This window comes from Nocardioides nematodiphilus (assembly GCF_020216525.1).
Classification (GTDB): Bacteria; Actinomycetota; Actinomycetes; order Propionibacteriales; family Nocardioidaceae; genus Nocardioides; species Nocardioides nematodiphilus.
On sequence record NZ_JAIWOY010000004.1, the window covers coordinates 52075 to 77732 of the forward strand.

The window sequence follows — 25658 nt, forward strand, 5'->3', positions numbered from 1 at the left end:
GTGGCTGTTCCGGCGCGCGGATCCGAGCACGTGCGGAGGGCGCGTCCTGGCCAGGCCATGGCCCCGATGCGGAGCACCGCCATCACATCTGGGCCGCAGCACGACATGATGGGGCCATGGCAGTCCGTGTCGACCTCAACATCTCGCTCGATGGCTTCGCCTCCACGAGCGACCAGACCCCCGAGAATCCCTTCGGGGAGGACTGGGGCCGGATGACGGCGGCGTACGTCGCCACCCGGACGTTCCAGACCCGCGTGCTCGGCAAGCCGGACAGCGGCACCACGGGCGTCGACGAGCGGTACGCGTCGGAGTACTTCGAGGGCGTCGGCGCAGAGATCATGGGCGCCGGGATGTTCGGCCTCCACGACTTCCCCGACGACGCGCAGTGGCGCGGCTGGTGGGGCGACGAGCCGCCGTTCCACTGTCCCGTGCTCGTGCTGACGCACGCCGAGCGCGCGCCGATCGAGTTCGCGAACGGCACGACGTTCCGCTTCCTCTCGGCCGGTCCGGACGAGGCGCTGGCGCTTGCGGTCGAGGCCGCCGGCGGCGCGGACGTACGGGTGGGCGGCGGTCCGACCGTGGTGCGCGAGTTCCTGCGCGCCGGGCTGGTCGACCGTCTCCACGTCGCGATCGCCCCGATCCTCATCGGCAGCGGCATCCGGCTGTGGGACGACCTGCGTGGCCTGGAAGCGGGCTACGCGGTGACCTCGGAGACCGCCGAGAGCGGCACGATCCACCTGACGTTCAACCGCTGAGCGCCGGCTCCGTCATCGCAGCGACCCCACGCCCGGACCGGGCTCGAGGACGGCCGGCTCGCGACCGACGTGGACCACGACGGTGCCGGCGATGAGGTCGTGCAGGCCGCGCGAGCGCCGCTGGAGGGCGATCGGCGCCAGGCCGAGGAGTCCGAGGGAGGCGGAGAGGGCGAAGGCCACCGACCTCGCCAGCGCCCGGAGCAGCCCGACCGGCCGACCGTCGACGCGACGCACCCGGACGCCGACCAGCCACTTGCCCACCGTGGCGTCCGCGGCGGCGACGCAGAGGGTGGAGTAGGCGGCCGCCCATCCGCCGAGCGCCACGGCCGCGAGCAGGGCGGCACCGCGATGGGTCAGCCAGCTGTCGGAGAAGCCGAGCGCGTCGACGAGGACGCCGAGGACCCAGGCCGCGCCGGCGTACGCCGCCAGCACCACGCCGAGGTCGACCAGCCAGGCGAGGACCCGGCTGATCGCACCCGCGAACGGGACGGTCAGGCCGGTCCCCGCGTCGTACCAGAGCGGCCGGGTCCGCCTGCGCACCAGCAGCCTGTCCACGACGGTCGCGGCCAGTCGGTCGCCGTCAGCGAGCCGCCCGCGGAGGAGGTCGAGCGTGCCGCCGGCGAGGTGGCCGGTCGTCTGCGCGACGATCTGCGGGATGCCGGCACGCTGCACCAGGCGCTCCACGTCGACCCGCGCCATCAGGGCCTCGACGTCGACGCACTCCAGCACGCGGTTGACGTCGATCCGCTCGATCAGCCGGTCGACATCGACCTCGTCGAGGACGGCATTGACGTCGACGTTGTCGAGCACCGCCTCGATCGGGACGATCCCGACCAGGCCGCCGGTGACCGCTCCGGCGACGCGCCCGATCAGACCGTGCTCGTGGCCCTGCTGATGACCGTGCGACGGGCGACCGCCCGGATCGCGCGGCGAGGCCATCGGATCAGGCCCTGCCCTGGGGGTGACGCCTGTTGATGAAGGAGCCGATCACGATGCCGATCACCGTCACCACCGTGAGCGTGAGCCACAACGGCCAGGTCAGGTGGATCCAGAGGAAGCTGATGCGGGTGTCATCGGGGTTCTGTGCGATGAAGACGATCGCGACCACGGCCAGGACGACGGCGAGCCACCGCTCGCGCAGGAATGTGGACATCGGTTCCTCACCTTCGTAGATCTGCGACGGTGCACGCAGCGGGGCGCCGCCCGGATGCGACCGACGCTAGCGCCGTGTCGCCCGATTCGGCGCGAACGGTCCCGGCGTGGTCGGGCCGAGCCGCGAGGGCGCACCGCCGCTCCTCCCCTAAATGAGGGACGCGTCTCCGGACTGGCCGAACCCGGCTGCGCGGCGACTTCACAGTCGTAGACGTTCACCGGCCATGGGGCCGTCAATTCGGAGTGAGCGTGGATCCGCCGGGTGTATTGGTCGCCTAGAGCCCGGCGGGGAGCAGAGGCGAAACCGGCACTCCCTCCAGCCAGACTCTGGAAGGACAGATTCATGAAGATCACCAAGAAGAAGATCGCCGCCGCCGTCGGCGCCGGCGCCGTCGCTGTCGCCGCGGGCGGCGTGGCCTACGCGTACTGGACCACCACCGGATCGGGCACGGGCTCGGCGAGCTCGGCGTCCAGTGCCGGCGCGGCCGTCACGATCACCCAGGATGGCGCCCTCACCGGCTTCACCCTCGGCGACACCAAGACGGTCTCCGTCAAGGCGACCAACGGCGCGAGCTCGAGCCAGAACATCGGCAACATCACCGTCTCCGTCGCCGCGGCCGGTGGGTGCGCTGCGGACAACTGGGCCGTCGTCGACCTCGCGGACAGCGTCGGCACCCTCGCCGGAGGAGCGACCTCGGCCTCGACCGACGTCGCCACGCTGACGCTGAAGGACCTGAGCACCAACCAGGACGCCTGCAAGGGCGTGACCCCGGTCCTCACCTTCACGGCGGCTGCAGGCAGCTGACCCCCCACCCGGCGGCGAGCGGGACCCGCACGCTCCCGCTCGCCCCGGGCGGACGACCCACCGGCGCGCTCGGACGCGCCGACCGACCCACGAACGGACGATCACGATGAATCGGCGGACCACGGCAATCAGGTGGATCGCGGTGTACGCGCTCTTCGCGACCGCGGGCATCGGCCTCGGACGCGAGCTCGCCCTGCGCGCAGACCCGGGCACCGGAGCGATCGTCCTGGCGGCGAGCAACACGACCGCAGGCAACTCCGGCGGCGTCGGCAACGGCCACGCGCCGTTCACGATCGCCAGCACCGCGGTCACCGGCCTCCAGCCCGGCGGAGCCGCCAAGCCGCTCGCGTTGACGTTGACGAACACCGACAACAGCCCCTACCAGGTGCTCACCCTGCAGATCGACGTCAACAACCCCAACGGCTGCGTCGCGGCGAGCAACCTCGTCATCGGCGGCCTCGGCCGCGTCCAGCTCATCGGCTCCGCGAACGCGTACAGCTCCGCGGCGGCCGGCGCCCCGAAGCTCGTGATCCCCAAGAACGGACACCTCGACGTCCCGGGACTCAGCATCCGGATGCTCGACGTGACCACGCGGTCGCAAGACGCCTGCAAGAACCAGCGATTCACCCTCAGCTACTCCGGCACCGCCACCCAGGGGAACTGACATGAGCCGACACGTACGCCGTCGCCGCGTCCCGCAGATCCTCGCCGCCGCTGTCTGCGTCGGCATCGCGATCCTGGCGATGTCCGGCGTCGCCTACGGCTACTGGACCGCCGCCGGTCACGGGACCGGTACGGCGGGCTCCGCCCAGGCCCGGATGAGCCTCGCGAGCAGTGATGTGCCCACCGGCCTCTACCCGGGCGGACCGGCCGCCACCGTCCGCGTCACGCTGACCAACACGGGTGGCGGCGTGATCACGGTGGCCACCATGATCCCGTCGGTGAGCTCGTCGGCGAGCGGCTGCAGCGCACCGGGTGAGCTCAGTCTGACCCGGCTGGACGCCCTGCCGACCGCACTGACCCCGAGCTCGCCGGTCGCCGTGCGCTACTCGGTGGCGATGGCGACCGGGGCCGACCTGGCCTGCATCGGGGTCACCTTCACCCTCACCTTCGACGCGACAGGGACGGTCGGATGAAGCGACGCGCACTCATCGTCGGAGTCGCGGTCACCGCGCTCCTGACCCCGGCCGCCGCCTTCGGCGTCTGGACCGTGACGGTGACGCCCGGGACCACGACCGCCTCGGCCGCCACCCAGGTGCTCAGCCCCACCGCGAAGGCCACCACCCGCTCCTCGACGGCGATCGATGTCACCGCGACCGCTCCGAGCGGGAGCGGCGTCGTCCCCACGTCGTACCGGGTCCAGCGCAACGGCACCACGGTGAGCGGCTGCGACAGTCTCGGCTTCAGCCAGACCTGCTCCGACACCGGCCTGAACCCCGGGACCAGCTACACCTACGCCGTCCTCGGCCGCGTCGGCACCCAGTGGGTCAGCAGCGCGACCACGGTCAGCACCGCCACGACGGCCGCCCCGCAGTGGGTCTCGACCTCGGCGGGCGCGAGCACGATCACCACCGGCCAGAGCGTCGCCTGGACGGTCGTCTTCAGCCAACCGGTGAGCGGCGTCGCCGCGGCCGCGTTCCAGGTCACCGGGACCGGGGGCGCCACCGCCCCGATCGCCTCGGTGAGTCCGAGCGGCTCCGCCCCGGCGACCACCTGGACGGTGACGTCCGGCGCGTCGACCGGCACCGGCTCCCTGCGCCTGGACCTCAAGTCCAAGGCCGGCATCATCGACAGTGGTGGCAGCGGGCTGAGCGACACGTCGTTCCCGATCTCCGGCGGCTCCTCGGCGACGGTGACGGTCAACGCGCCGGCACCCACCAGCGCCGTCGCCGTCACCGGGATCTCGCGCAACGGCAACAGCAGCAACTACACGTTCACGGGGACCTCGAGCGGCGGCGGGACGATCACCGTGACGGTCTCCACCACCGCCAACGCCGGGAACTGCAGCCTCGGCTCGGCGCTGGGCACCCAGCCGACCGCGTCGGGCAGCCCCTGGACATCCGGGACCATCTCGCTGACCGGTGGCAGCATCTACTACGTACGGGCCACGATCACCGGCAACCCGCCGGCGACAAGCCGGATCTACGCGGTGACCGCGCCGACGACGACGAACGGCTCCGCGGCCACCACCCAGGTGTGCTGAGTGGGGTGCGTCAGGCGCTGAGGCGATCCCGCCGCACGACGTAGCGCTCGAAGAGCAGCGTCGCGAGCGGCGGGACGCTGGCGATCAGGCCTACGATCCAGAGCTTGAAGGACCAGCCGAACGTCCGCGCGGCCAGGCTGGTGGAGATCACGTACGCGGTGAAGGCCGCACCGTGGATCGGGCCGAAGACGTGCACGCCGATCGCGTTGTCGCTGATCACGTACTTGAACAGCATCCCGATCAGCAGGCCCACCCAGGTGAGCGCCTCGATCAGCGCGGTCGTGCGGAAGGCCAGTGCGATCCCGCGGTGGGCGCCCGACTGCTCGGCGGAGGCGGAGGCCTCGGAGGTGATGACGTCGTTCGACATAGCGTTGTTGCTCCGATCAGACGTTGAAGCGGAACTCCACGACATCGCCGTCGGCCATCAGGTAGTCCTTGCCCTCCATGCGGGCCTTGCCGGCCTCGCGGGCCTTGGCGACGGAGCCGGCGGCGATGAGGTCGTCGTACGAGACGATCTCGGCCTTGATGAAGCCCCTCTGGAAGTCCGTGTGGATCACGCCGGCGGCCTCGGGGGCCGTCGCGCCCTTGTTGATCGTCCAGGCGCGCACCTCCTTGGGGCCCGCGGTGAGGTACGTCTGCAGGCCGAGGGTGTCGAAGCCGACGCGGGCGAGCTGGTTGAGGCCGGACTCGTCGATGCCGAGGTCGTTGAGCATCTCGAGCGCCTCCTCATCGGTCATGTCGATCAGCTCGGACTCGATCTTGGCGTCGAGGAAGATGGCCTCGGCGGGCGCGACGAGCTCGCGCATCTGCGCCTTGAGGTCCTCGTCGGTCAGCTCGTCGGTGTCGCAGTTGAAGACGTAGATGAACGGCTTGGCGGTCAGCAGGGAGAGCTCGCGCAGCAGCTCGCGATCGATCTTCGTGGAGATGATCGGCGTGCCGCCCTCGAGCGCCTCCTTGGCCTCCTTGGCGGCCTCGAAGTTCGCGACGAGGTCCTTGTTCTTGCGCGACTCCTTGTCGAGGCGCGTGATCGCCTTCTCGACGGTCTCGATGTCGGCCAGGATCAGCTCGGTCTGGATCGTCGAGATGTCCGAGCCCGGGTTGACCTCACCGTCGACATGGGTGACGTCGTCGTCGCGGAAGACACGGGTGACCTGGCAGATCGCGGCCGACTCGCGGATGTGGGCGAGGAACTTGTTGCCCAGGCCCTCGCCCTGCGAGGCGCCTCGGACGATGCCGGCGATGTCGACGAACTCCACGGTCGCGGGCAGGAGGCGCTCCGAGCCGTAGATCTTGGCGAGCTCGGCCAGACGCGCGTCCGGAACGCCGACGACGCCGACGTTCGGCTCGATCGTCGCGAACGGGTAGTTCGCGGCGAGCACGTTGTTCTTGGTCAGCGCGTTGAAGAGCGTCGACTTGCCTGCGTTCGGGAGACCGACGATGCCAATGGTGAGAGCCACGAGGCGTGAGTCTAGGTGTGGGAGGCTCGGGAACGTGACTCAGCGACCCCTCGCCCTGCGGGAGCCGGCCCGCCGTGTCTCCGTGCGCGCGCCTGCGTACTGGCGTGTGCAGGCCGCCGTCGGCGCCGCGGTCGCGTGGGCCCTCGCCGCCGTCGCGGTCGTGGTGGCCGTCGCGGCGACGCACGGCTGGTGGACCCCGCTGCTCTGGATCGCCGCCGCGGTGCTCGTGCTCGCCCCGATCGCGGCCCTGACCGTCGTCCCGGCCATCCGGTTCCGCGTGCACCGCTGGGAGGTCACCGAGATCGCGGTGCACGTGCGGTACGGCTGGATCTCCCGTACGGACGAGATCGTGCCGCTGTCCCGCGTCCAGACCGTCGACTCCACGGTCGGGCCGCTGATGCGCGCCTTCGGGCTGCGCACCGTGACCGTCCAGACCGCCTCGAGCCACGGCACCGTCGCGATCGCCTGCCTCGACGACGCGGTCGCCACCGAGGTCGTCGCGCACCTGGTGGCCGTCACCTCGGCATCGGCCGGGGACGCCACGTGACCTCGCCGTCACCGGCGGCACCGGAGGGCTGGCAGCGCCTCGACCCGCGCACGCTCGGCACCCAGCCGTTCTCGATCGCGGTCCGGGCGGCGATCCCGGCGCTCGCCGGCGTGATCGGCTTCGGCCAGGCGATCGGCTTCGGGTACGCGATCCCGATCATGCTCGTCGGCGTGGTCGTCGCGGGCGCGATCCCGTGGGCGACCACCACCTACCGGGTCACGCCGACCCACCTGGAGATCCGTCGCGGCCTGCTCAACCGCCAGACCGTGACCGCGCGCCTCGACCGGGTGCGCAGCGTCGACCTGGAGGCCGACGTCTTCCACCGTGTCCTCGGGGTCACCAAGGTCTCGGTCGGCACCGGCGTCGACGAGGGCGGGCTGTCCCTCGACTCGCTCGGCGTGCAGGCCGCCGAGCGGCTGCGCGCCGCGCTCCTGCACGGCGAGCACGACGTCTCACCCGCGCCCCAGGGCTCGGCGGGGTACGTGCCCCCTCCCCCGGCACCGCCCGCCATCGTCGGACTCGACTGGTCGTGGGTCCGCTTCGCGCCGCTGAACATCGCCAACCTCGCCGTCGTGCTCGGCGCGATCGGTGCGCTGGCCAGCCAGTTCGACACGCTCTTCGAGGGCGAGCGGATCGAGGCCGCCTGGCACTGGCTGCGCGACACCGACATCCCGCTCGTCCTCGCCCTGGTCGTCGTCGGCGGGCTGGTCCTATGGGTGCCGGTCGCGTGCGTCGGCTATCTGGTGCGCTGGTTCGGGCTGAGCGTGACCCGCGAGCAGGGCAAGGAGGGCCCGACGCTGCGCCGCGTGTACGGCCTGCTCACCCAGCGCGCGACCACCATCGAGGAGGCGAAGATCCGCGGGACGGTCGTACGCCGCCGTGCCCTGGTCGGGCTCGCCGGCGGCGCCGAGCTGTGCGTGCTCACCATCGGCCTCGAGCGCAACGAGACCCATCTGCTGCCGTCGGCACCGCGCGCCGTCGTGGACGCCACCGCCGCCGACGTGCTCGGCGAGGCGGCTGCGGTCACCGCACCGACCGTCCCCCACGGCTGGAACGCCCGCCGCCGCGCCCATCTGCGCAACCTGCGCGCCGTCCTCTACGGGACCACCGGTGCGGCGATCGCGGCCTGGCGCCTCGACGCGGTGACCGGCTGGCTGCCGCTCGGCGTGCTCGTCATCGGGCTGCCGATCGCGTTCGTCCTCGCCGAGCTGCGCTATCACCGCCTCGGCCACGCGCTCACCGAGCGCTACCTCATCAGCGGCACCGGCACCACGACCGCAGCACGCACCGCGCTCGAGCTCGACGGCATCATCGGCTGGCGGATCCACCAGTCGCTCTTCGACCGGCGTCTCGGGCTGGCCCAGCTGACCGCGACCACCGCCGCCGGCTCCGAGCGGGTCGTCGTCCCCGACGTACCGCTCGACGAGGCGATCGCGCTCGTCGGGCGGGCCACCCCGGCGATGGCGGCGGAGTTCCTGCAGTGAGGTCGGGTTAGTCGATCCGGTCCTCGATGACCTCGTGCTCCAGCACGTGGTGACCCTCGGCGCCGTCCTCGACATCGCGGACGACCACCGCGCGGCGGCGTACCCGCGCCCGCGCGATGAAGGCGAGGCCGCCGAGCATCAGGATGAGCCCGAGGACGCGCGTGTTCATCCACGAGCCGTCGGTGCGCAGCGCGAAGGTGAAGATCGCGCCGACGATGATCAGGACGATGCCGGTTCCCATGCCCAGAAGTAGCCGGGACGGCGGCCGCAGAAACGCGACCGCCGCCCGTGGCAGGTGTGAGAAGAGGCTCAGCCGACCTTCTCCGGGTGGTGCACGTCCATCGCACCGATGTACTTCTGCGACTCCTCGAGACCGTCCTCGAGCGGCGTGAGGCCCTGGGTGAAGACCCGGTCCCGCTGCTTGGCGCGGAAGCCGGCATGCGCCTCGGCCGGGGCGTCGAAGCCGAAGTGCGCCTGGGCCTCCCGTACGCCCCAGACCTTGCTGCTCTTCGGCGGGATGCCGAGGATCGCCGGCGCGGCGACCGGGACGGCCTGCGGCGAGAGCCAGGTCATCATCGCGAGGCGGAGCTGCAGGTTGGAGTTGAGCAGCGCGTTGAGCGCCTTCATCGGCGCCACCACCGCGGCGTCGACCGCGGCGCTCTGGCGCAGGCCGGCCAGGTCGCGCATGTACTTCGGGTAGGTGGCGATGACCGCGCGGCGGTAGAGGTCGGTGACCGGCTTGAGCGCCAGACGCTGCCAGGCCGGCATGTCGACGGGCAGGGCGACGTCGACGGGCAGGATGAACCTGATCATGTCCTGCGCGGCCTCGGAGGCGGCCAGCCGCGGGCGCCAGTCCTCGAAGAACCGGTGGACCTGCTCGCGGCTCGTCGGCACCGTGTCCGGGTCGATGGTCTGGAGCTTCGCGATCTCGCGGCACTCCTGCCAGTACCGGTCCTCCTCCTCCGGCGTGAGCCTGCCGGGGCCGAACATCTCGTAGCACTTGATGATCGAGTGCCACGCGGTGACGTGGATCCACAGCTGCGAGGAGGGCATGTTGGCGTCGTACTCGCCGCCGGTGACCGGGTCGTGGCCGATGGCCTTGGAGTGCACCTTCACCAGCACGTCGGCGGCCTTGCAGGTGGCCTCCGCGCCGCCGAAGATCTGCATCCCGAAGTAGCGCAGGGTGCGGCCGTACCGGGTGCTGGGGCGGTACTTCACACCGCCGGACTGCACGACGGCGGCGGCCAGGTTGGGGTCGAAGTGCTCGATCGTCACCGCCCGCACGAAGCCCAGGACGTACGAGGTCGGGTGCGCCCAGACCTTCCACGAGACCGACTTCGGGCCGAGGAACCCGTAATCCGTCTGCGGCTCGTACTCCGCCTGCATGGCCTTCAACGACTTCGTGATGCCGAGCATCGTCACTCCCCTTCGATCTATCGCGGACAAGGTGTCCCGCCTGGCTGAATCTACAGTCGTGTCATATTGTTGTCACGTGGTCGGAGCGAAGAAGTCGCCGAAACGGCGCTACGCGACGCGGATGCCTGTCGCCGCGCGTCGCGAGCAGCTGCTCGACGCCGCACTCGCCGTGCTCGACCGCGACGGCTACCGCGGCCTCACCGTCGAGGCCATCGCGGCCGAGGCGGACGTGACCCGCCCTGTCTTCTACGCCGCGTACGAGAACATCGATGCGCTCCACAACGCGCTCCTCGACCGGACCCGCAACGCCGCGCTCGACCAGGCGATGCACGTCCTCACCGTCAGCGGCGACCCGCGCGACGTGGACGCGTGGATCCTCAACGCCTGCGGCGCCCTCATCGACCAGGTCGTCGAGCACCCGCAGGTGTGGAAGCCGGTCCTCGGCGTCACCCACGACGCGCCGCGGGTGGTGCGCGAGCGGATCGCGGCGACCATCGAGCTGATCCACGGCTACCTCACCACCGGTCTCGCGACCGGGATCGAGCTGCGCGGGGGGCCTGACGTGGACCCGGACGTGCTCGCCCGGCTGACGCTCTCGACGGCCCAGGAGTTCGGCCGGCTGGTGCTCGAGCAGCCGGAGCGCTACCCCAAGGAGCGGCTCATCACGGCGCTGCAGGTCATGCTCGCCTCCGCACTCCCGCATCGGACCGAATAGGCTCCCCGGGTGCGCATCGCCACCTGGAACGTCAACTCCATCCGCACCCGCATCGACCGGGTCCACGCCCTCCTCGACCGGCACGAGATCGACGTGCTCGCGGTCCAGGAGACCAAGGCCAAGGTCGAGCAGATCCCCACGATGGAGCTCGAGCTGCGTGGCTACGAGACGGCCGCAGCCGGCTTCTCGCAGTGGAACGGCGTCGCGATCTTCTCGCGGGTCGGTCTCGAGGACGTCCGGGTCGGCTTCGAGGGCATGCCCGGGTACGGCGACCCGATCGCTGCCGAGGCACGCGCGATCTCCGCCGTCTGCGGCGGCGTGCGGATCGCCTCGCTCTACGTCCCGAACGGGCGCAAGCCCGACGACCCGCACTACGTCTACAAGCTGGACTGGCTGGCGCGGCTGCGCGAGGCGTCGCAGGCGTGGCTCGACGAGCCGACGGCACTCGTGGGCGACTGGAACGTCTGCCCCTACGACGAGGACTGCTTCGACCCGTCGCAGTTCCGCAACTCGACCCACCTGACGCCCGCCGAGCGCGAGGCGTTCTTCGCGATCGAGAAGGACTTCAAGGACGTCGTCCGCCCGTACGCGCCCGGACCGGACGTCTACACGTACTTCGACTACTACCGCCAGCGCTTCGAGCGCAACCGCGGCCTGCGGATCGACTTCGTGCTCGGGTCCCCCTCGTTCGCGGAGCGGGTCACCGGCGCGTTCATCGACCTCGACGAGCGCGACCCCGCCCAGGGCACGGGCGCCCCCTCCGACCACGCCCCGGTCATCGTCGATCTCGCCGACTGATCCGAAACTGTCAGGGGTCGCTGTCATGGTGACCGCATGGAGATCTTCGCGCTCTTCGTCGCTCTGGTGGTCGGGCTCGCGCTCGGTGCCCTGATCGGCGTCTTCTGGATCCGGTCACGGCCGGCGGCGCTCGAGGGCGCGCTGGATCAGGCCGAGGTGATGCAGAGCCTCGACCGGCTCAGCGACCAGATGCATCACCTCGACCGTGAGCGGGCCCAGTGGCAGGGCCGGTTCCACGCTCAGGTCGATCAGCTGCAGAAGGAGACCCGCACGCTGTCGACGGCCCTGCGCCGACCCCAGGTCCGTGGCCGGTGGGGCGAGCTGCATCTGCGCCGGGCCGTCGAGCTGGCCGGCCTGGTCGACCGATGCGACTTCACCGAGCAGGTCCGCATCGAGGACGGCGCGATGCGTCCCGACCTCGTCGTCCACCTCGCCGGCGGGCGCAGGATCGTGGTCGACGCGAAGGTCCCCCTCGACGCGCATCTCGACGCGACCAGCACCGAGGACGAGGCGGAGCGGATCCACCACTTCAACCGCCACGCCCACCAGCTGCGCACCCACATCGACCAGCTCGGCTCCAAGGCCTACTGGCGTTCCCTGCCCGACAGCCCCGAGTTCGTGGTGCTCTTCGTCCCGGCCGAGTCCTTCCTCGCGGCGGCGCTGGAGACGGACGGCGCGCTGATCGAGTACGCCGCGGCCCGGCAGGTCGTCCTCGCCACCCCGACCACCCTGATCGCGCTGCTGCGCACGGTCGCCCACGGCTGGTCGCAGGAGACCCTCGCCGACGAGGCCCGCCAGATCCACCAGCTGGGGCGCGACCTGCACCACCGCCTGGCCACCTTCAGCGGCCACCTCGACGCGGTCGGCCGCTCCCTCAACGCGACCGTCACCCGCTACAACCAGGCGATCGGCTCCCTCGAGGGCCGGGTGATGGTCTCGGCCCGGCGCTTCGGCGAGCTGGGCGTCACCGAGGAGCCGCTGCCGTCACCGCGCCCCGTCGAGCTCCACGCGGTGCGGCGCGCCGCCGCCGACGACGCGGACACCGACCCTAACGTGGCCATGTAGGCGCCGTGAGTGAGGCCGCCGAGCTTGCTCGTGTGGGCCGAGCGAACAAGCCGGGGAGCGAGCGGTAGCAAGGGAGTGAGGCGATGAACCACACGATCTGGGACGAAGGGACGGAGCCCGGCGCACGCGTCGTGGCTCTCGCCGTCGCGCTCGCACTGAGCGTCGCCGTCGTCGAGAGCGGCATCGGCAGCCACCTCGGCCTGCTCTTCGACCTGTGCTTCGTCATGATCTGCACGGGCGTCGCGCTGCTGGTCCACCCGCGCGACTTCTTCGCGGTCGGCGTCCTGCCGCCGCTGCTGATGCTCGGCGTGCTCGTCCTCTTCGCGATCGGCAACCGCGACGGTCTCGGCGGCGAGGCCGGTGACGGGTTCCTGCAGTCGGTCATCTCGGCGCTGGGTCGCCACGCCGTCGCCCTGGGGCTCGGCTACGCGGCCGCGCTGGCCTGCCTGGCGATCCGGCGCAACCGGATCCTCCACACCGAGCAGCTCACCCCAGGAAGCGCGACGCGTCCCCCGCGCCCTCGCGCAACACCTCGGGAGCCGTATCCGACCAGTCGATGACCGTGGTCGGCTCGGCCGGTGTGTCACCGGCCTCCACCACGATGTCGACGACGTGATCGAGCTCCTCCTTGACGTCCCAGCCGCTGGTGCGCGGCTCGGTCTCGCCGGGCAGGATCAGCGTCGAGGTGAGGATCGGCTCGCCGAGCTCCTCCAGGATCGCCTGCACCACCACGTGGTCGGGGATGCGCACGCCGACGGTCTTCTTCTTCGGATGCAGCAGCCGCCGGGGGACCTCCGGGGTCGCCGGCAGGATGAAGGTGAACGGACCGGGTGTCGCCGAGCGGATCGCACGGAAGGCGCTGTTGTCGACGTGCACCATCGTGCCCAGCTGGGAGAAGTCCTTGCACACCAGCGTGAAGTGGTGCCGGTCGTCGAGGTCGCGGATCGTCAGGATCCGCTCCTTGATGTCCTTGCTGCCGATCCGTCCGCCGAGCGCGTAGCCCGAGTCGGTCGGATAGGCGATCAGCTGGTCGTCGCGCAGCGCCTCGACGATCTGCGCGATCAGGCGCGGCTGCGGGTTGTCCGGGTGGACGTCGAGATAGCGGGCCATCAGCGACCGGCCTCCTTCAGGGCCTTGCGCAGCTCCACCGGGAGCGCGAACACGAGGGACTCCTCGGCCGAGGTGACCGTGCGGGCATCGGGGTAGCCGCGCTCGGCGAGCCAGCCGAGGACCGCCTCGACGAGCTCCTCCGGCACGCTCGCGCCGCTCGTGACCGAGACCGTGGCCACGCCCTCCAGCCACGACTCCTCGATCTCCGAGGCATCGTCGACCCGGTACGCGGCACCGGCGCCGGCCTCGAGCGCCACGTCGACCAGGCGCATCGTGTTCGAGGAGTTGCGCGAGCCGACCACGATCACGAGGTCGGACGGCGCCGAGATCTCCTTGATGGCGAGCTGGCGGTTCTGGGTCGCGTAGCAGATGTCGTCGCTCGGCGGGTCGAGCAGCTCGGGGAAGCGCGCCTTGAGCGCGTTGACGGTCTCCATGGTCTCGTCGACCGACAGCGTCGTCTGGGAGAGCCAGACCAGCTTCTTCGGGTCCCGTACGACGACCTTGTCGACGTCGGAGGGATGCTCGACGAGCTGGATGTGCTCGGGGGCCTCGCCCATCGTGCCCTCGACCTCCTCGTGACCGGCGTGGCCGATGAGCAGGATGTCGAAGTCCTGGTCGGCGAAGCGCTTGGCCTCGAGGTGGACCTTGGTGACCAGCGGACAGGTCGCGTCGATCGTCTTGAGGCCACGGACCTGCGCGTCGGCGTGCACCGCGGGCGAGACGCCGTGCGCGGAGAAGATGACGGTCGCGCCGGCGGGGACCTCGTCGAGCTCCTCGACGAAGATCGCGCCGCGCGAGCGCAGGTCGCCCACGACGTGCTTGTTGTGCACGATCTCCTTGCGGACGTAGATCGGGGCGCCGTACAGCTCCAGCGCCTGCTCGACCGTGACGACCGCGCGGTCGACCCCGGCGCAGTAGCCGCGCGGCGAGGCGAGCAGGACCGCCTTCTCCTGATCGGAGATGACGCGCGGGGTGCCGAGGTCGATGCTCATGGCTCCGAGTCTACGGGCGCGCCGCAGTCTGTCGGACCTCGCCAGTAGGGTCACCCGCATGGCCCTGGAGACCTCGCTGGAGTCACCGGCACCGGTGCGGCAGATCGCGAATGCGATCTCCGGCTGGATCGACCGCCTCGGCGCGGTCTGGGTCGAGGGCCAGATCGCCCAGGTCAACCGCCGCCCGGGCATGCAGACCGTCTTCCTCACCCTGCGCGACACGGTCGCCGACATCTCCATCCCGGCGACGTGCAGCCGCACCCTGTTCGACGGCCTCAACCCGCAGCTGGTCGAGGGCGCGAGCGTCGTGGTGCACGGCAAGCCCTCCTACTACGCCAACCGCGGCTCGCTCTCGCTGGCGATCCGCGAGATCCGGATGGTCGGGCTCGGCGAGCTGCTCGCGCGCCTCGAGCGCCGCCGTCAGCTGCTCGCGGCCGAGGGGCTCTTCTCCCCCGACCTGAAGCGCCGCCTCCCGTTCCTGCCCGGCACCGTCGGGCTGGTCACCGCGCCCAACTCCGCTGCCGAGCGCGACGTCCTCGAGAACGCGCGCCGCCGCTGGCCGGCGGTCACCTTCGAGGTCGCGTACGCCGCGATGCAGGGCCCGCGCTCCGCCGAGGAGGTGATCGGCGCCCTCCAGCGGCTCGACCGCAACCCGGAGGTCGACGTCATCGTGATCGCTCGCGGCGGCGGCTCGGTGGAGGACCTGCTCCCCTTCTCCGACGAGGCGCTCATCCGCGCCGTGCACGCCGCCAGCACCCCGGTCGTCTCGGCGATCGGCCACGAGCCCGACTCCCCGCTCCTCGACCTGGTGGCCGACGTACGGGCCTCCACGCCGACCGACGCGGCGAAGATGGTCGTGCCTGACGTGGCCGAGGAGCTGCGCCTGGTCGACACCGCTCGGCAGCGATTGCGGCGCACGCTCGCCGGCTGGATCCAGCGCGAGCAGAACCTGCTCGACTCGCTGCGCTCGCGCCCCGCCCTGGCGGACCCGTCCAGCCTGGTCAGCGGACGCCTCGACGAGGTCGCCCAGCTCCGCGAGCGCGGCCGGCGGAGCCTGGGTCACCGGCTCGACCGCGCCTTCGACGACATCGGCCACCAGCGCGCCCGCGCCCGGGCGCTCAGCCCGCTGGAGACCCTGCGCCGCGGCTACGCCGTGGTCCAGAGCGCGGAGGGGCACGTCCTGACCAGCGTCACCGGCAGCGCCGCCGGCGACAAGCTCAGCATCCGGCTGGCCGACGGCCGCCTGCACGCCACCACCGACGAGATCGAGGAGATGCCAGGCGATGGCAACGAAGAAGACTGACACGCCCGCCGCCGAGCAGCCGGAGCTGTCCTACGAGGCAGCCCGTGAGGAGCTGATCGAGGTGGTCCGCCGCCTCGAGACCGGCGGCACGACGCTCGAGGAGTCGCTGGCGCTGTGGGAGCGCGGCGAGCGGCTGGCGACCATCTGCCAGGAGTGGCTCGAGGGTGCCCGCGCGCGGCTGGCCGCCGCCGTCGATCAGGACTGAGCGAGCTTCTTCGACGTCAGCGACCGCATGAAGGTCGTGAAGTCGGCCTTGTCGGCGGAGCCGTAGACCAGCAGCACGTCATCGCCGACCGTGAGGGCGTAGCCGGTGTCGCCGCCGCGGTCGGTGTAGGTCGCCCACGAGTCCCCGAACTCGGTGTCGACCGTCGTCGCGGCGCCCTTCTCGGCGTCCTTGTCGACGTACGTCGTGATCAGCGAGCTCAACGAGGACGCCTCGAGCCGTAGCCCGACGAAGGTGTCGTGATCGGTGACCACGCCGAGGCCCCAGGCCGGCGAGGTGCCCAGACCGCTCTGCGGCGTGTAGTCGGCGCTGGTCACGGTCCAGCCCGAGGGCACGGCGGTCGGGTAGATGACCGGCAGCGGTGCGCCCGCCTTCTGCAGCTCGGCGACCGTCTTGCGGTAGTCGACGGCGACAGCACCGCCCTCGGGGTGCTTGTGGAAGCCGTTGTTCAGCGCCCAGAACCCGACCACCGCGACGACGAGCACGATCATCGAGGCGATCAGCCCCGCGAAGGTCCGGGGATAGCGACGGGCGCCCTGCTCACTCACGCCGGCCATCGTCTCAGGTGCGCCCAGGCCGCGCCGAAACGGCGGCCTCCGACGGCAGTGCCCTAATCTTGCGCGGTGATCGGGGTCGTCTGTCTGCTGGTGCTGCTGGTGACGGCGCACCGCCATCCGCGGCCCGTGACCGAGGCAGTCGTCGCCGTCGTCGTCGCGGCGACCATGCTCGGCGCCCAGGCGTTCGGGGACGGTGTCCCCCTGCGCGATGCCGCCGATGCGGTCGAGGACCTGCTCCCGGTGGTGGGCTTCCTGGTCGCGATCCTTGTCGTCTCCGAGGTCTGCGCACGCGCCGGGCTCTTCGAGGCCGCCGCCGACCTCGTCCGCGATCACTCCCGGCACGACCCGCACCGGCTCTTCCTCGGCGTCTTCGTCCTGGCCGCCCTGGTCACCACGGTGCTGAGCCTCGACGCGACCGTCGTGCTCCTCACCCCGGTCGTGGTCCGTGCGGCCCAGGGGTTCGGCGCGTCCGGCTCCCCCGGCGCGTACGCCTGTCTTCGGCTGGCGAACTCCGGCTCGCTGCTGCTCCCGGTCGCCAACCTCACCAACCTGCTGGCGATGCCCTACCTGCATCTGACGTTCGGCGGGTTCGCGCTGCGGATGGCGTTGCCGCTGCTCGTCGTGCTGGTGGTCGAGTACGTGGGGCTGCGGATCATCTTCCGCCGCGACCTGGTTCCTGACGTCGGCGCGGCCCCCGTGCCGGCGCACGCCGCGGGACAGGCGCCGCCCCGCGGCGAGTGGCAGGTCCCGGCGGTCGTGGTCCTGGTGATGCTGGTGGCGTTCGGCGTGCTGAGCCCGCTCGGCGTGGAGCCGTGGGTTCCGGCCGCCGGGGCTGCTGTGCTTCTGCTCGTGTGGGCGGCGCCGCGCGGCGTGGTCGGCCCGACCGATGCGCTACGGGCGGCACATCCCTCGTTCGCGCTGTGGGTGCTGGCGCTCGGCGTGACCGTGGCGGGGTTGGCCGACGACTTCCTCGGTGACCTGGTGGCGCGCCTCCTCCCGGGCGGCACCGGCTTCGGGAGTCTCCTGCTCATCGCGGTGATCGCGACCGTGGCGGCCGCGTTGCTGGCCAACCTCTCCGCAACCCTGCTGATCGTCCCCGCGCTGGTGCCGCTGGGTGACACCGCGATCCTCGCCGCGCTGCTCGGTCTGACCATCGGCGCCGGCCTGACCTGGACCGGGAGCCTCGCCAACCTGCTCTGGCGCCGGACGCTCGCGCGGGCCGAGATCGTGCCCCGCAACGGCCGCTTCCACCTCGTGTCCCTCACCCTCACCCCGGCAGCCCTCCTCGCAGCGACCGCCGCGCTCGCTCTGACGAGCTGATCAGGTGACGACCTCGTAAATTGCGCGAAATGTCTCCTCCTCTGGATCGTTCAAGCGGAGAATGACCCCTTCACCTGCGGTTACAGTCGGCCCCATGACCGACTCCCAGCGCCCTGAATCCCTGGATGCCGCGCCGCAGGCTCCGGATCGCAACCTCGCTCTCGAGCTGGTGCGCGTCACCGAGGCAGCCGCGATGGCCGCCGCGCGCTGGGTCGGTCGCGGCGACAAGAACGGCGCCGACGCGGTCGCGGTCAACGCGATGCGGGTGCTCATCTCCACCGTCTCGATGGACGGCACCGTGGTGATCGGCGAGGGCGAGAAGGACAACGCCCCGATGCTCTACAACGGCGAGCGCGTCGGTGACGGCACCGGCCCCGAGGTCGACGTCGCCGTCGATCCGATCGACGGCACCACCCTCACCGCCAAGGGCATGGGCAACGCGGTCTCGGTGATGGCGGTCGCCCCGCGCGGCACCATGTACGACCCGTCGGCCGTCTTCTACATGGAGAAGCTGATCACCGGCCCCGAGGCCGCCGACGTCGTCGATATCCGGCTCCCGGCCGCCGAGAACATCCACCGCGTCGCCAAGACCAAGGGCTCCAAGCCCTCCGACGTGACCGTGATCGTCCTGGACCGCCCCCGCCATGCGTCGCTGGTCGAGGAGATCCGCAAGACCGGTGCCCGGATCAAGTTCATCACCGACGGCGACGTCGCGGGCGCCATCTCGGCGGCTCGCACCCACGACTCGGGCGCCGACCTGCTGCTCGGCATCGGCGGCACCCCGGAGGGCATCGTCGCGGCCTGCGCGATGAAGGCGATGGGCGGCACCATCCAGGGACGGTTGTGGCCCAAGGACGACGACGAGCGCCAGAAGGCCCTCGACGCCGGCCACAACCTCGACCCTGACTTCGTGCTGCACACCAACGACCTGGTGACCGCTGACGACTGCTTCTTCGTCGCCACCGGCATCACCGACGGCGACCTGATGCACGGTGTCCGCTATCTGTCGCGCGGCAGCGTCATCACCGACTCGCTGGTGATGCGCTCACGCTCGGGCACGATCCGCAAGATCACCTCCGAGCACCAGCTCTCCAAGCTGCAGGCCTACTCCGCGATCAACTTCGACGACTGATCCCGTGACCGTCTCCGAGCTGCGGCTCGCCACCCTGCCCAGCGGGATCGAGCTGTGCTACCAGACCTTCGGCGACCCCGCCGACGAGCCGCTGTTGCTCGTCATGGGCCTGAGCTGCTCGATGGTGTGGTGGCACGACGCGCTGTGCGAGGAGTTGGCCGCCGCCGGGTTCCACGTCATCCGCTTCGACAACCGCGACGTCGGTCGCTCCTCGAAGCTGTCCGGCCGCACCACCATCCAGATGATGACCCGCGCCTTCGCGGGCCTGCCGACGCGCGCGGTCTACTGGATCTCCGACATGACCGTCGACGCGGTGGGCCTGCTCGACGTGCTCGGCATCGAGCGCGCGCACGTCTGCGGGGTCTCCATGGGCGGCATGATCGCCCAGACGATGGCCGTCGAGCACCCCACCCGGGTCGCTTCCCTGGTCTCGATCATGTCGACGACCGGCGGGCGGCGCGTCGGCTGGCAGCACCCGGTCGTGCTGCCGATGATGCTGCGTCCTGCGGCCGCCGATCGCGAGGGGTACGTGCAGCGCAGCGTGGCCATGTGGCAGCTGATCGGATCCCCCGGCTACCGCATCCCGGTCGAGGACCTGCGCGCGACCGCCGAGGCGTCCTGGGAGCACGGCGTCTCCGCCGCCGGCGTCGGACGCCAGACCATGGCGGTGCTCACGCAGCCCAACCGCGCCCGCGCGCTCTCCCGGGTCACGGCGCCGACCGCCGTGGTTCACGGCACGGCCGACCGGATGGTGCACGTCTCCGGCGGACGTGCCACCGCCCGCGCGATCCCGGATGCGGAGCTGCGGCTCATCGAGGGCATGGGACACGACCTGCCCCGCGAGCTGTGGCCGACGTACGTCGACGTCATCCGCCAGACGGCCGAGCGCGCCCGTCACTGAGCCCAGGAAATGGCGGAACGGCGCCGACCCACGAGGGGGCGGCGCCGTTCTGCGTCGTGACGAGGTCACTCGGAGAGGGTCACTCCGAGAGGCGCAGGCCGCTCTCGGTGTCGAAGACGTGGATGTCCGACGGGTCAGTGGTGACATAGATGATGTCGCCCTTGCCGACCTTCTCGCTGCGGCCGACGCGAACGATGATCGAGGACGGGGTGCCCTCGACGTCGCAGGAGCCGTAGACGAACGAGTCGGAGCCGAGCTCCTCGACGACCGTGACCTGGACCGGCAGGCCCTCACCGGCGCCGACGAGGCGCCAGGCCTCCGGGCGGACGCCGACGGTGATGTTGCCCTGCATCTTCTTGGACGCGGCCGGGTCGACGGGGACGTTGTACGAGCCGATCTTGGCGGTGCCGTTGTCGGCCTTGGCCTCGATGAGGTTCATCTGCGGGGAGCCGATGAAGCCGGCCACGAAGAGGTTGACCGGGCGGCTGTAGAGGTTCAGCGGGGTGTCGACCTGCTGGAGCTCACCCTTGTTCATGACGGCGACGCGGTCGCCCATGGTCATGGCCTCGACCTGGTCGTGGGTCACGTAGACGGTGGTGACACCGAGGTCGGCCTGGAGCTTGGCGATGTCCGTACGGGTCTGGACACGCATCTTGGCGTCGAGGTTCGACAGCGGCTCGTCCATGCAGAAGACCTGCGGCTGGCGGACGATCGCGCGACCCATGGCGACACGCTGGCGCTGACCACCGGAGAGGGCCTTCGGCTTGCGGTCGAGGTACTCGGTCAGGCCGAGGATGCGGGCAGCCTCGTCGACGCGGCGCTTCTGCTCGGCCTTGTCGACCTTGGCCATCTTGAGCGAGAACGCCATGTTCTCGGCGACCGACATGTGCGGGTAGAGCGCGTAGTTCTGGAAGACCATCGCGATGTCGCGGTCCTTGGGCGGCATGTTGGTGACGTCACGGTCGCCGATCAGGATCTGGCCGTTGGTCACCTCCTCCAGACCCGCGAGCATGCGCAGGGTCGTGGACTTGCCGCAGCCGGACGGGCCGACGAGAACCATGAACTCGCCGTCCTTGATCTCCAGGTCGATACCCGGGACGGCGGGGGTGTCGGTACCGGGGTACCAGCGCTGGGCCTTCTTGAAGGTCACCGAAGCCATGTTGAATCTCTCCTTCACCGGCAGGTACGTGCCGGACGATCCTTAGTGAAGTGCCACCCACTCGGGTGACCGGGGTCACTCTACTTGATCGTTCCAACGCCTGCCCACCCACCTGGCGGATCGCCCTCCACTCGCCAAGATTCGCAATTGGCTCTGGACGGCGGTCCTCACACAGGGCTACACCTGTGTCATAGGTAACATCCTCCGTTCTCGGTAAGGCGGTGCCGGTGAAGCGATCTCGACGAGGGAAAGCGCTCGCCGCCGTCGCGGCCGCGATGCTGGTCTCCACCACGTTGGCAGCCTGCGGCTCCTCGGATGGCCGGGTCCAGCTGACCTGGTACATCAACCCGGACAGCGGCGGCCAGGCGGCGGTCGCCAAGAACTGCAGCACCGACACGTACGACATCTCGACGCAGGTGCTGCCCCAGGACGCCAGCCAGCAGCGCATCCAGCTGGCCAGGCGCCTCGCCGCCCATGACAGCGGCATCGACCTCATGAGCATCGACCCGCCCTACACCGCGGAGTTCGCGAACGCCGGCTTCCTCGCCCCGATCCCCCAGGACCTGCAGGACGCGATCAAGAACGGCGGTGGTCCCACCGACGGTCCGCCGAAGGCGTTCGGCGGCGCGGTCGACGCGGCGACCTGGGACGGCAAGGTCGTGGCCTTCCCCTTCTGGTCGAACACGCAGGTGCTCTGGTACCGCAAGTCCTTCGCCCAGAAGGCCGGCATCGACATGACCAAGCCGGTCACCTGGGACCAGATCATCGACGCGGCCGCGAAGAACGGCGGGCGCATCGGCGTGCAGGCCAACAAGTACGAGGGCTACGTGGTGTGGATCAACGCCCTGATCTCGGGCGCCGGCGGGTCGATCATCCAGGACGCGCAGAAGGGCGTCGACGCGACCATCACGATCGACTCCGACGCGGGCAAGGCGGCTGCGGCGGTCATCAGCAAGCTCGCGCACTCCCCCGCCGCGCCGCCCGACCTCTCGGTGTCGAACGAGGGCACCGCTGGCGCCACCTTCGGCGGGCCCAGCGGCTCGTTCCTCGTCAACTGGACCTACATCTTCCACAACTACGACGCGACCTCGCCGGACGTCGCCAAGGACATCGGCTACACGATGTATCCCCAGACGGTTGCGGGCAAGGACGCGCGTCCGCCGTACGGCGGCATCGGCATCGGCGTCAGCAAGTACTCCGGCCACATCGACGAGGCGATGAAGGCTGCGGCCTGCATTACCAACCCCAAGAACCAGGGCGTCAACGCCGACATGACGGGCAACATGCCCTCCAGCGCGGACGGCTACGCCTACCCGGCACTCGCCAAGAGCTACCCCGCCGACCTGCTCAAGCTCTTCCAGGACAGCGTCGAGGCGGCTGCGCCGCGGTCGGTGACGCCGTACTGGAGCGACATCTCCAGCGCGATCCAGAGCACGTGGCACCCGCCGGCGTCGGTCGGCGAGAGCACACCGAAGAGCTCGGCGTCGTTCATCGACGAGGTCCTGCACGGAAAGAGGCTGCTATGACGACGCTGACGACTCCCGCGGCGTCGAGCGCCGCGAGCAAGCGGTCGCCGGTCAGCGACCGGAGCATCGCCGAGAACCGGCTGGGCCAGCGCCTCATCGCCCCTGCGGTGATCCTCATGCTCATCGTCACGGCGTGGCCCATGGTGCGGGCCCTCTACCTGTCACTGTTCCGCTACCGCCTGACGACGCCGGACGACCGGCAGTTCGTCTGGTTCCGCAACTACCTCACGGTCCTGGGCGACGGCCTGTTCTGGCGGGTCACCCTCAACACCGTGATCATCATGGTCGTGACCGTGGCGGTCGAGCTCGTCGTCGGCTTCGTCTTCGCGATGGTCATGCACCGGATCATCTTCGCGCGCGGCGTGATGCGGACCTCGATCCTCATCCCCTACGGCATCATCACGGTCGTCTCGGCCTTCGCCTGGCAGTTCACCTTCAGCATCAACAACGGCTGGGTCAACAGCTGGTTCGACTGGCTGCCGTGGATCAGCGCGGACACCAACTGGTACGGGGCGCACTGGCCGGCGATGTTCGCGATCATGGTCTCGGAGATCTGGAAGACGACGCCGTTCATGTCGCTGCTGCTGCTGGCCGGCCTGGCCCAGGTCAGCGAGGACATGCTGGAGGCCGCCCAGGTCGACGGGGCCACCTGGTGGCAGCGCCTCTTCAAGGTGATCCTGCCGAACATGCGGGCGGCGATCATGGTGGCGGTGCTGTTCCGCGCGCTCGACGCGTTCCGCATCTTCGACAACATCTACGTGATGACGAAGGGAGCGCAGAACACCGAGTCGTCGTCGTTCCTGACCTATCGCCAGGTCATCGAGCAGTTCCAGCTCGGGATGGGATCGGCTCTCTCGGTGCTGCTGTTCCTCACCGTCCTGCTGCTCGCCTTCCTCATCGTCAGGCTCTTCAGGGTGGATCTGGCCCAGGCGAGGGGGGAGGGCTGATGCGTCAGCGGATGGGTGCTCTGCACTGGACCGGCTTCGCGGTGATCCTGGTCTGGTGTCTGCTGCCGGTCGCGTGGATCGTGTCGCTGTCGTTCAAGTCGCTCAACGAGACGACGGTGGGCAGCCCGCAGTTCCTGCCGAAGGACCCGACGTGGGCCAACTACAAGGTCCTGCTCAACTGGAACGACCCCGCCGGGCACGACTTCATGCGGGCGCTGATCAACTCGTTCGGCATCGCGATCATCGCGACGTTCCTGTCGGTGATCTTCGCGACGCTGGCCGCCTACGCCATCGCCCGTCTGGAGTTCCGCGGCAAGCGGCTGGTGCTCTCGATGGCGCTGGCGATCGCGATGTTCCCGGTGGTCTCGCTGGTCGGCCCGTTGTTCGACATGTGGCGCACGTTCCACCTGTTCAACACCTGGCCCGGTCTGATCATCCCCTACATGACCTTCACGCTGCCGCTCGCGATCTGGACCCTGGCGGCGTTCTTCCGGGAGATCCCCTGGGAGATGGAGCAGGCGGCCCAGGTCGACGGCGCCACCTCCTGGCAGGCCTTCCGCAAGGTGATCGTCCCGCTCGCCGCGCCGGGCGTCTTCACCGCGGCGATCCTCACCTTCTTCTTCGCGTGGAACGAGTTCGTGCTCGCGATCTCGCTGACCTCGACGACCGGGTCGCGCACCGTCCCGGCCCAGATGTCGTTCTTCGTGGGGCCCGATCCGTTCAACCCGCCGTACACCCAGCTCGCCACCGCGTCGGTCATCGTGACCATCCCGGTGATCGTCATCGTCCTGCTGTTCCAGCGCCGCATCGTCGCCGGTCTGACCTCCGGCGCAGTGAAGGGATGAAGCCATGGCCTCCATCACCATGAAGAACATCGTCAAGCAGTACGGCGACGGCTTCCCCGCGGTCAACGACGTCACCATCGACGTCGCCGACGGCGAGTTCATGATCCTCGTCGGCCCGTCGGGGTGTGGGAAGTCGACCCTGCTGCGGATGATCGTCGGCCTGGAGGACATCACCTCCGGCGACATGCTGATCGGCGACAAACGCGTCAACGACCTCGCACCTCGCGACCGGAAGCTGGCGATGGTCTTCCAGAACTACGCCCTATACCCGCACCTGAGCGTCTACGAGAACATCGCGTTCCCGCTGCGCCTGGCGGGCGCCCCCGACAAGGAGGTCGACGAGAAGGTCCGCGCCGCCGCCGAGACGCTCGAGCTCAACGAGCACCTCGAGCGCAAGCCGGCCAACCTGTCGGGCGGCCAGCGCCAGCGCGTCGCGATGGGGCGTGCGATCGTCCGCGACGCGGACGCGTTCCTCTTCGACGAGCCGCTGTCGAACCTGGACGCCAAGCTGCGTGGCCAGATGCGCACCGAGATCTCCCGGCTCCAGAAGCGACTCGGCATCACCACGGTCTACGTCACCCACGACCAGATCGAGGCGATGACGCTGGGTCACCGGGTCGCCGTGCTCAAGCGGGGCATCCTCCAGCAGCTCGCCACGCCGCGCGAGCTCTACGACAACCCGGCCAACCTCTTCGTCGCCGGCTTCATCGGCTCTCCCCCGATGAACTTCATGCCCGCGACCGTCGAGGGCACCACTCTCAAGCTGCCCTTCGGCGAGGTCGAGATCCCTGCGGAGAAGGCGCGCAAGGCAGCCGGGAAGGGCCTGCTGATCGCCGGCGTTCGGCCGGAGAGCTTCGCCGAGGCCGGCGCTGCGAACGCCCGCGACGTCTCCGAGGCGAACACCTTCGAGGCGACCATCGACGTGGTCGAGTGGCTCGGCAACGAGACCTACGCCTACGTCCCCTTCGAGGCGCCGCCGGAGGTGCAGCGCCAGCTCGAGCAGCTGGAGCAGGAGCTCGACGGCGAGACCGTCCGCACCCAGCTGGTCATCACCCTCGACGGCGGCAGCGCGGTCCAGGCCGGCGACCGGATCAAGATCTGGATGGACGCCGCCAAGGTGCACCTCTTCGACCCGGCGACGTCGGAGAACCTCACCGTCGATCTCGAGCAGGCCGGACGCATCCCGGCGCTGCACGACGCCATGCCGGCGGCCGCGGACGGCTGAGCCGCCACCCGACCGCCGGCA

The 25658-nt window shown here is 70.3% G+C and carries 30 protein-coding genes; 20 read left to right on the forward strand and 10 right to left on the reverse strand.

Annotated elements, in window-relative coordinates; translation table 11 throughout:
• Positions 1 to 116 precede the first annotated feature (116 nt).
• Entirely contained in the window at positions 117 to 755 is a 639-nt protein-coding gene (locus tag KSO98_RS08390; RefSeq protein WP_225284783.1) for a dihydrofolate reductase family protein, read from the forward strand.
• A gap of 12 nt (positions 756 to 767) precedes the next feature.
• Here the strand turns inward: KSO98_RS08390 and KSO98_RS08395 are convergent, their stop codons facing one another.
• Positions 768 to 1694: an RDD family protein gene (locus KSO98_RS08395; RefSeq protein ID WP_225284784.1), complete on the reverse strand. Its 927-nt coding sequence runs from the start codon at positions 1692 to 1694 to the stop codon at positions 768 to 770.
• Positions 1695 to 1698: 4 nt separating this feature from the next.
• Entirely contained in the window at positions 1699 to 1908 is a 210-nt protein-coding gene (locus KSO98_RS08400; RefSeq protein WP_225284786.1) for a LapA family protein, read from the reverse strand.
• 342 nt (positions 1909 to 2250) lie between these two features.
• On the opposite strand from KSO98_RS08400, the gene KSO98_RS08405 reads away from it, so the two are divergent.
• The 4 genes from KSO98_RS08405 to KSO98_RS08420 all read left to right on the forward strand — a co-directional run bounded on the left by KSO98_RS08405 (position 2251) and on the right by KSO98_RS08420 (position 4915).
• Positions 2251 to 2712 carry a hypothetical protein gene (locus KSO98_RS08405; RefSeq protein WP_225284787.1) on the forward strand — a complete coding sequence of 154 codons (462 nt, stop codon included), beginning with the start codon at positions 2251 to 2253 and terminating at the stop codon, positions 2710 to 2712.
• A 142-nt stretch (positions 2713 to 2854) separates the two neighbouring features.
• Positions 2855 to 3376: a hypothetical protein gene (locus tag KSO98_RS08410; RefSeq protein ID WP_225284789.1), complete on the forward strand. Its 522-nt coding sequence runs from the start codon at positions 2855 to 2857 to the stop codon at positions 3374 to 3376.
• Position 3377: 1 nt separating this feature from the next.
• Positions 3378 to 3848, forward strand: coding sequence for a hypothetical protein (locus KSO98_RS08415; RefSeq protein WP_225284790.1), 471 nt, complete (start codon positions 3378 to 3380; stop codon positions 3846 to 3848).
• The gene (locus KSO98_RS08420) at positions 3845 to 4915 is read left to right on the forward strand and encodes a hypothetical protein (protein ID WP_225284791.1); all 1071 of its coding nucleotides are present in this window, start codon (positions 3845 to 3847) and stop codon (positions 4913 to 4915) included. The genes KSO98_RS08415 and KSO98_RS08420 overlap by 4 nt, the downstream gene beginning before the upstream one ends.
• A 10-nt stretch (positions 4916 to 4925) precedes the next feature.
• On the opposite strand, the gene KSO98_RS08425 is transcribed toward KSO98_RS08420, so the two are convergent.
• Both KSO98_RS08425 and ychF read right to left on the reverse strand, forming a co-directional pair.
• Positions 4926 to 5282 (reverse strand): DUF3817 domain-containing protein, encoded by a 357-nt coding sequence (locus tag KSO98_RS08425; RefSeq protein ID WP_225284793.1) that lies wholly within the window; start codon positions 5280 to 5282, stop codon positions 4926 to 4928.
• A gap of 16 nt (positions 5283 to 5298) precedes the next feature.
• Complete coding sequence (gene ychF, locus KSO98_RS08430) at positions 5299 to 6372, reverse strand: redox-regulated ATPase YchF (protein WP_225284795.1); 1074 nt, start codon at positions 6370 to 6372, stop codon at positions 5299 to 5301.
• Between the two features lie 34 nt (positions 6373 to 6406).
• On the opposite strand from ychF, the gene KSO98_RS08435 reads away from it, so the two are divergent.
• Positions 6407 to 6919 carry a PH domain-containing protein gene (locus KSO98_RS08435; RefSeq protein WP_225284796.1) on the forward strand — a complete coding sequence of 171 codons (513 nt, stop codon included), beginning with the start codon at positions 6407 to 6409 and terminating at the stop codon, positions 6917 to 6919.
• Positions 6916 to 8403, forward strand: coding sequence for a PH domain-containing protein (locus tag KSO98_RS08440; RefSeq protein ID WP_225284798.1), 1488 nt, complete (start codon positions 6916 to 6918; stop codon positions 8401 to 8403). The genes KSO98_RS08435 and KSO98_RS08440 overlap by 4 nt, the downstream gene beginning before the upstream one ends.
• Before the next feature lie 7 nt (positions 8404 to 8410).
• Here KSO98_RS08440 and KSO98_RS08445 read toward each other — a convergent pair whose 3' ends face one another.
• Positions 8411 to 8644, reverse strand: a complete 234-nt coding sequence (locus KSO98_RS08445; protein WP_225284803.1) for a hypothetical protein — start codon at positions 8642 to 8644, stop codon at positions 8411 to 8413.
• A 68-nt stretch (positions 8645 to 8712) separates the two neighbouring features.
• Positions 8713 to 9819 (reverse strand): oxygenase MpaB family protein, encoded by a 1107-nt coding sequence (locus KSO98_RS08450; RefSeq protein WP_225284805.1) that lies wholly within the window; start codon positions 9817 to 9819, stop codon positions 8713 to 8715.
• A 76-nt stretch (positions 9820 to 9895) separates the two neighbouring features.
• Between KSO98_RS08450 and KSO98_RS08455 the strand changes: the two genes are divergently transcribed.
• The 4 genes from KSO98_RS08455 (at position 9896) to KSO98_RS08470 (ending at position 12957) form a co-directional block, all read left to right on the forward strand.
• Positions 9896 to 10534, forward strand: a complete 639-nt coding sequence (locus KSO98_RS08455) for a TetR/AcrR family transcriptional regulator (protein ID WP_225284807.1) — start codon at positions 9896 to 9898, stop codon at positions 10532 to 10534.
• Positions 10535 to 10543: 9 nt separating this feature from the next.
• Complete coding sequence (locus KSO98_RS08460) at positions 10544 to 11332, forward strand: exodeoxyribonuclease III (protein ID WP_225284815.1); 789 nt, start codon at positions 10544 to 10546, stop codon at positions 11330 to 11332.
• 36 nt (positions 11333 to 11368) lie between these two features.
• Positions 11369 to 12397 (forward strand): DNA recombination protein RmuC, encoded by a 1029-nt coding sequence (locus KSO98_RS08465; RefSeq protein ID WP_225284816.1) that lies wholly within the window; start codon positions 11369 to 11371, stop codon positions 12395 to 12397.
• 83 nt (positions 12398 to 12480) lie between these two features.
• Positions 12481 to 12957: a DUF6542 domain-containing protein gene (locus tag KSO98_RS08470; RefSeq protein ID WP_225284817.1), complete on the forward strand. Its 477-nt coding sequence runs from the start codon at positions 12481 to 12483 to the stop codon at positions 12955 to 12957.
• Here the strand turns inward: KSO98_RS08470 and KSO98_RS08475 are convergent.
• Together KSO98_RS08475 and KSO98_RS08480 are read right to left on the reverse strand one after the other, a co-directional pair.
• Entirely contained in the window at positions 12884 to 13507 is a 624-nt protein-coding gene (locus KSO98_RS08475; RefSeq protein WP_225284818.1) for an L-threonylcarbamoyladenylate synthase, read from the reverse strand. The two genes, KSO98_RS08470 and KSO98_RS08475, sit on opposite strands and share 74 nt — an antisense overlap.
• Positions 13507 to 14499: a 4-hydroxy-3-methylbut-2-enyl diphosphate reductase gene (locus KSO98_RS08480; RefSeq protein ID WP_225284819.1), complete on the reverse strand. Its 993-nt coding sequence runs from the start codon at positions 14497 to 14499 to the stop codon at positions 13507 to 13509. The genes KSO98_RS08475 and KSO98_RS08480 overlap by 1 nt, the downstream gene beginning before the upstream one ends.
• Positions 14500 to 14557: 58 nt before the next feature.
• On the opposite strand from KSO98_RS08480, the gene xseA reads away from it, so the two are divergent.
• Together xseA and KSO98_RS08490 are read left to right on the forward strand one after the other, a co-directional pair.
• The gene (gene xseA / locus KSO98_RS08485) at positions 14558 to 15802 is read left to right on the forward strand and encodes an exodeoxyribonuclease VII large subunit (RefSeq protein ID WP_225284823.1); all 1245 of its coding nucleotides are present in this window, start codon (positions 14558 to 14560) and stop codon (positions 15800 to 15802) included.
• On the forward strand, positions 15783 to 16007 hold the full coding sequence (locus KSO98_RS08490) for an exodeoxyribonuclease VII small subunit (RefSeq protein ID WP_225284825.1): 225 nt from the start codon (positions 15783 to 15785) through the stop codon (positions 16005 to 16007). Before xseA ends, KSO98_RS08490 begins: the two co-directional genes overlap by 20 nt.
• Here KSO98_RS08490 and KSO98_RS08495 read toward each other — a convergent pair.
• Positions 15998 to 16573, reverse strand: a complete 576-nt coding sequence (locus KSO98_RS08495; protein WP_225284827.1) for a DUF4245 domain-containing protein — start codon at positions 16571 to 16573, stop codon at positions 15998 to 16000. The two genes, KSO98_RS08490 and KSO98_RS08495, sit on opposite strands and share 10 nt — an antisense overlap.
• A 75-nt stretch (positions 16574 to 16648) precedes the next feature.
• Between KSO98_RS08495 and KSO98_RS08500 the strand changes: the two genes are divergently transcribed.
• The 3 genes from KSO98_RS08500 (at position 16649) to KSO98_RS08510 (ending at position 19935) form a co-directional block, all read left to right on the forward strand.
• On the forward strand, positions 16649 to 17902 hold the full coding sequence (locus tag KSO98_RS08500) for an SLC13 family permease (RefSeq protein ID WP_225284828.1): 1254 nt from the start codon (positions 16649 to 16651) through the stop codon (positions 17900 to 17902).
• A 94-nt stretch (positions 17903 to 17996) separates the two neighbouring features.
• Positions 17997 to 19034: a class II fructose-bisphosphatase gene (gene glpX, locus KSO98_RS08505; RefSeq protein WP_225284829.1), complete on the forward strand. Its 1038-nt coding sequence runs from the start codon at positions 17997 to 17999 to the stop codon at positions 19032 to 19034.
• A 4-nt stretch (positions 19035 to 19038) separates the two neighbouring features.
• Positions 19039 to 19935 carry an alpha/beta fold hydrolase gene (locus KSO98_RS08510; protein ID WP_225284831.1) on the forward strand — a complete coding sequence of 299 codons (897 nt, stop codon included), beginning with the start codon at positions 19039 to 19041 and terminating at the stop codon, positions 19933 to 19935.
• Positions 19936 to 20014: 79 nt separating this feature from the next.
• Here the strand turns inward: KSO98_RS08510 and KSO98_RS08515 are convergent, their stop codons facing one another.
• The gene (locus KSO98_RS08515) at positions 20015 to 21094 is read right to left on the reverse strand and encodes an ABC transporter ATP-binding protein (RefSeq protein ID WP_225284833.1); all 1080 of its coding nucleotides are present in this window, start codon (positions 21092 to 21094) and stop codon (positions 20015 to 20017) included.
• Between the two features lie 227 nt (positions 21095 to 21321).
• On the opposite strand from KSO98_RS08515, the gene KSO98_RS08520 reads away from it, so the two are divergent.
• Genes KSO98_RS08520 through KSO98_RS08535 form a run of 4 tightly spaced genes read left to right on the forward strand, consistent with a single transcriptional unit; the run spans position 21322 to position 25637 of the window.
• Entirely contained in the window at positions 21322 to 22620 is a 1299-nt protein-coding gene (locus tag KSO98_RS08520) for an extracellular solute-binding protein (protein WP_225284834.1), read from the forward strand.
• Positions 22617 to 23567 (forward strand): carbohydrate ABC transporter permease, encoded by a 951-nt coding sequence (locus KSO98_RS08525; protein ID WP_225284838.1) that lies wholly within the window; start codon positions 22617 to 22619, stop codon positions 23565 to 23567. Before KSO98_RS08520 ends, KSO98_RS08525 begins: the two co-directional genes overlap by 4 nt.
• Positions 23568 to 23578: 11 nt before the next feature.
• Positions 23579 to 24412, forward strand: a complete 834-nt coding sequence (locus tag KSO98_RS08530; RefSeq protein WP_225284839.1) for a carbohydrate ABC transporter permease — start codon at positions 23579 to 23581, stop codon at positions 24410 to 24412.
• 4 nt (positions 24413 to 24416) lie between these two features.
• Positions 24417 to 25637 (forward strand): ABC transporter ATP-binding protein, encoded by a 1221-nt coding sequence (locus KSO98_RS08535; RefSeq protein WP_225284840.1) that lies wholly within the window; start codon positions 24417 to 24419, stop codon positions 25635 to 25637.
• Positions 25638 to 25658 lie beyond the last annotated feature (21 nt).

Excerpts from the sequence above, each read along its gene's own strand:
- KSO98_RS08395 (WP_225284784.1), bottom strand. The coding sequence starts at position 1,694 with ATGGCCTCGCCGCGCGATCCGGGCGGTCGCCCGTCGCACGGTCATCAG.
- KSO98_RS08405 (WP_225284787.1), top strand. The coding sequence starts at position 2,251 with ATGAAGATCACCAAGAAGAAGATCGCCGCCGCCGTCGGCGCCGGCGCC.
- KSO98_RS08470 (WP_225284817.1), top strand. The coding sequence starts at position 12,481 with ATGAACCACACGATCTGGGACGAAGGGACGGAGCCCGGCGCACGCGTC.
- KSO98_RS08490 (WP_225284825.1), top strand. The coding sequence starts at position 15,783 with ATGGCAACGAAGAAGACTGACACGCCCGCCGCCGAGCAGCCGGAGCTG.
- KSO98_RS08535 (WP_225284840.1), top strand. The coding sequence starts at position 24,417 with ATGGCCTCCATCACCATGAAGAACATCGTCAAGCAGTACGGCGACGGC.
- KSO98_RS08465 (WP_225284816.1), top strand. The coding sequence starts at position 11,369 with ATGGAGATCTTCGCGCTCTTCGTCGCTCTGGTGGTCGGGCTCGCGCTC.
- xseA (WP_225284823.1), top strand. The coding sequence starts at position 14,558 with ATGGCCCTGGAGACCTCGCTGGAGTCACCGGCACCGGTGCGGCAGATC.
- KSO98_RS08415 (WP_225284790.1), top strand. The coding sequence starts at position 3,378 with ATGAGCCGACACGTACGCCGTCGCCGCGTCCCGCAGATCCTCGCCGCC.
- KSO98_RS08420 (WP_225284791.1), top strand. The coding sequence starts at position 3,845 with ATGAAGCGACGCGCACTCATCGTCGGAGTCGCGGTCACCGCGCTCCTG.
- KSO98_RS08475 (WP_225284818.1), bottom strand. The coding sequence starts at position 13,507 with ATGGCCCGCTATCTCGACGTCCACCCGGACAACCCGCAGCCGCGCCTG.
- KSO98_RS08480 (WP_225284819.1), bottom strand. The coding sequence starts at position 14,499 with ATGAGCATCGACCTCGGCACCCCGCGCGTCATCTCCGATCAGGAGAAG.
- KSO98_RS08390 (WP_225284783.1), top strand. The coding sequence starts at position 117 with ATGGCAGTCCGTGTCGACCTCAACATCTCGCTCGATGGCTTCGCCTCC.
- KSO98_RS08530 (WP_225284839.1), top strand. The coding sequence starts at position 23,579 with ATGGGTGCTCTGCACTGGACCGGCTTCGCGGTGATCCTGGTCTGGTGT.
- KSO98_RS08515 (WP_225284833.1), bottom strand. The coding sequence starts at position 21,094 with ATGGCTTCGGTGACCTTCAAGAAGGCCCAGCGCTGGTACCCCGGTACC.
- glpX (WP_225284829.1), top strand. The coding sequence starts at position 17,997 with ATGACCGACTCCCAGCGCCCTGAATCCCTGGATGCCGCGCCGCAGGCT.
- KSO98_RS08445 (WP_225284803.1), bottom strand. The coding sequence starts at position 8,644 with ATGGGAACCGGCATCGTCCTGATCATCGTCGGCGCGATCTTCACCTTC.
- KSO98_RS08450 (WP_225284805.1), bottom strand. The coding sequence starts at position 9,819 with ATGCTCGGCATCACGAAGTCGTTGAAGGCCATGCAGGCGGAGTACGAG.
- KSO98_RS08400 (WP_225284786.1), bottom strand. The coding sequence starts at position 1,908 with ATGTCCACATTCCTGCGCGAGCGGTGGCTCGCCGTCGTCCTGGCCGTG.
- KSO98_RS08425 (WP_225284793.1), bottom strand. The coding sequence starts at position 5,282 with ATGTCGAACGACGTCATCACCTCCGAGGCCTCCGCCTCCGCCGAGCAG.
- KSO98_RS08525 (WP_225284838.1), top strand. The coding sequence starts at position 22,617 with ATGACGACGCTGACGACTCCCGCGGCGTCGAGCGCCGCGAGCAAGCGG.